The sequence below is a fragment of the Bartonella sp. AU18XJBT genome (genome assembly GCF_028618595.1).
Lineage (GTDB): Bacteria > Pseudomonadota > Alphaproteobacteria > Rhizobiales > Rhizobiaceae > Bartonella.
The window spans coordinates 1-3273 of the sequence record NZ_JAQITE010000084.1; the positions used below are offsets into that span (position 1 = coordinate 1).

Consider the following 3273-nt stretch of genomic DNA (forward strand, 5'->3'; position numbering starts at 1 on the left):
AAGAAGCAGAACAAAGAAGACTTGCAGCCCTTATGCGACAAGAAAAACAACAATCCCAACGGATTGATAATGTCTTCAACGCTTATGAAACCTACGGACCACGCAATTGGGCTTACACCGCTCAAGGATCGAGCACGCTCGAACCCGCCTCCGTTTACGACAATGGCAAAACAACAACATTTACATTTCCTGACAACCAAGAAATCCCTGCCATTTATATTGTCAACAATGACGGTACAGAATCGCTGGTTCCCAAAACCACAAGAGGCAACATGGTTATTGTCCATGCCATTAGCGCGCGCTTCACCCTAAGAAAGGGAAGAAACGTCCTATGCGTCTTTAACGAAGCCTATCAACCAAAAGGCATAAATCCAGATACCGGAACAACCTCACCAGCTGTTGAACGTAAAATTGCATCAGATCTTTAAATAAGCGGGAATTGAAGGGGACAACATATGAGTGATAAAACAATCATCGAAGATCGAGGATCAATTGAGGGTGGCAAAAATAATACATCAAAATCGGATACAAAAAAAATAATCATTATTATAGCTTTTGTAGGATTTTGCGCATATGTACTTTGGAATATATTTTCAACACAAACAACACCAAAATCCACGGTAAATGTTCATAAAAAACAAGAGTTTAATAACTCAGTTACTCCCTTAGAATTAGTTTCCGCTGAATCACGAGCAAAAATTGCTCCAATTACACTACCACCACCAACGAAAACACCAGAAAAAATAGTTGAAAAAGATCCTTTACTTGATGCTGCACAACGTGCTCCCGTATTGGCTTTTACGAGCAATACCCACCCTTCTTCAACTCAAATGACGAGAAATAACTATAGTAATAATATAAGTGAAACTCCTAATAATGATTCACAAAGTTTTTCCTCACTTCTAAAGCCTACAAAAATAGAAGGTACAAGAGCTGGGATCATGGGAGATAGAAACTTTATCATCGCCATGGGAACTTCTATTCCCTGTATATTAGAAACCGCATTAAACAGTGACCAACCAGGTTTTGCAAGCTGCATAATCAACCGTGATATCCTCTCTGACAATGGGCGCGTTGTTTTGCTTGATAAAGGAACCCAAGTCGTTGGTGAATACCGAGGAGGACTTAAAAAGGGTCAATCTCGCCTCTTTGTGCTCTGGACAAGAGCAAAAACACCAACCGGTGTCATCATCAATCTTGCATCTCCTGCAACTGACAGTTTAGGCAGAGCTGGTTTTGACGGCAACGTCAACACCCATTGGTGGGAACGCTTCAGTTCAGCATTATTACTCACCGTTGTTGATAGCGTTACAACAAACCTAACCAATAAAAAGAAAGGCAATTCTAACTCAGGTGGTGGTTTCAACAGCTCTGAAGCAAGCAATATCGGAAAAGATACAGCCACCGTTGCTCTTGAAAATCAAATCAACATCCCTCCTACCCTAGAAAAATTTCAAGGCGAACTCGTCAACATCTTTGTAGCAAGAGATCTCGATTTTTCATCTGTCTATAAACTAACCGTAAAGAGCAAAAGAAACCGCTCTACTCCCGGCTATTCCTTTTTTCATTAAGCCAATAAAGTCACATTATGCCCTCAGCAAAAAATGCAGAACGCGCCTCCATCGTCTTAACAAAATTAAAGATCTTAGATGACTTCCTTAATGATGAAAATTTATTTGAAATTGTCATCAATCGCCCCGGCGAAGTAATCGTTGAGGGTCCCAATGGTTGGCAAACCCACATCTTAAAAGAACTAACCTACGGCGAACTAGAAGGGATTGCGAAAGTTGTTGCTGCCTACACAACACAAAAAATCAGTGTAGAAAACCCCGTTCTCTCCGCAACACTGCCAAACAACGAACGCATACAAATTGTTATGCCTCCAGCTGTTGCAGCCAATACCATTAGCATGACCATTCGTAAACCTTCATCACGCACTTTTTCTCTTGAAAGTTTACATGAAAACAATCTGTTCTCTGTCGCTCAAAACACCAGTTTCACACCCACGCAACAAATGACAGAACGATTATCCGAACTCTCTGATACAGACAAAGAGCTAACAGATCTCTTTATCGCCAAAGATTTTTGCACCTTTTTAGAACGCGCCGTTATTACACAACAAAATATCTTAATATCGGGCAAAACCGGTTCCGGGAAAACAACCCTCTCCAAAGCTTTAATTGCAAAAATCCCTGACTATGAACGAATTCTCACCATTGAAGACACGCCAGAACTTGTCGTTCCGCACGCTAACAAAGTCCAACTTTTTTATTCAAAAGATAACCAAGGCTTAGCAAAAGCAGGCGCAAAAGAACTGCTTGAATCAGGCTTACGCATGCGCCCCGACAGAATCCTTCTACAAGAGCTGCGTGATGGTACAGCCTTTTACTATATCCGTAATGTCAATTCTGGTCACCCCGGCTCCATTACCACCGTCCACGCCTCAACAGCCCTTGCAGCCTTCGAACAAATGACCCTTTTAGTCAAAGAAAGTGACGGTGGTGGTAATTTAGCGCGCGATGATATCCGCGGCTTATTAATCTCGATGATAGATGTTATCATCCAATGCAAACGCCTTGAAGGCAAATTTCGTGTAACAGAAATCTATTACGACCCCTTCAAACGCCGTGATGCTTTTTAAAAACTGTTGAAATCACTTAAATAAATCATTCATATATTTCGCAAAATATACATCTTATCCTTTTGCACTCTTTTCAAAAGTTTTAAGCGTTTTCGCATTAGAAATAGACATATCAAATGGTAATCCTCTTTCATCAACAACTTTAGCTAAGGAAATTCGTATGAAATCAGACACCGTAAGTCCTAAACTTGCTAATATTTCACCAGCTTCTTTTTTCAACTTCTTATCTATATTTGCTCGAACAACATCTTTTGAATCTACGGCTACACTCATAGTAAAACTCCTTTAGTTACCTTCTTATGTGTGGATAGAATTAGTTATAATAACAAGTTTCTAATGTTATAAATTTCTTTATCGCGAAACATCTTTTGACTTTGTTTGCGCTATCACATTTTTTATCTCTTGTGTATGTCTCTGTTGCAAAAATTTAACTGCTGTTTGAAGCTCGCTCACAAGATTTTTATCTTGCGGCTGATTTTGGGGTATTGCTTTTGACAAGTCAAAGTCTTGTTTATGAATGGCATCCTGTCCAAAACGTTTATCTAAAGCACTTTGTAGCTTTAAAAACTCTTGATTGATCTGCTCTGGTATCTTTGAATAACTCTCACGACCAGCTTCAACATTTTTCATAA

At 39.7% G+C, this 3273-nt stretch carries 4 protein-coding genes and 1 pseudogene; 3 read left to right on the forward strand and 2 right to left on the reverse strand.

Annotated elements, in window-relative coordinates; all coding sequences use genetic code 11:
* From PVV60_RS09785 to virB11, 3 genes are all read left to right on the forward strand, one after another.
* Positions 1 to 428 (forward strand): TrbG/VirB9 family P-type conjugative transfer protein (locus PVV60_RS09785; protein WP_273724585.1); only part of this gene is annotated, 428 nt, incomplete at its 5' end.
* A gap of 27 nt (positions 429 to 455) precedes the next feature.
* Positions 456 to 1571, forward strand: a complete 1116-nt coding sequence (gene virB10, locus PVV60_RS09790; protein WP_273724586.1) for a type IV secretion system protein VirB10 — start codon at positions 456 to 458, stop codon at positions 1569 to 1571.
* A gap of 17 nt (positions 1572 to 1588) precedes the next feature.
* On the forward strand, positions 1589 to 2641 hold the full coding sequence (virB11, locus tag PVV60_RS09795; RefSeq protein ID WP_273724587.1) for a P-type DNA transfer ATPase VirB11: 1053 nt from the start codon (positions 1589 to 1591) through the stop codon (positions 2639 to 2641).
* Positions 2642 to 2695: 54 nt separating this feature from the next.
* Here virB11 and PVV60_RS09800 read toward each other — a convergent pair whose 3' ends face one another.
* Positions 2696 to 2914, reverse strand: coding sequence for a type II toxin-antitoxin system RelB/DinJ family antitoxin (locus PVV60_RS09800; protein ID WP_273724588.1), 219 nt, complete (start codon positions 2912 to 2914; stop codon positions 2696 to 2698).
* A gap of 78 nt (positions 2915 to 2992) precedes the next feature.
* Positions 2993 to 3273: pseudogene (locus PVV60_RS09805) on the reverse strand (adenosine monophosphate-protein transferase); the annotation flags it as partial.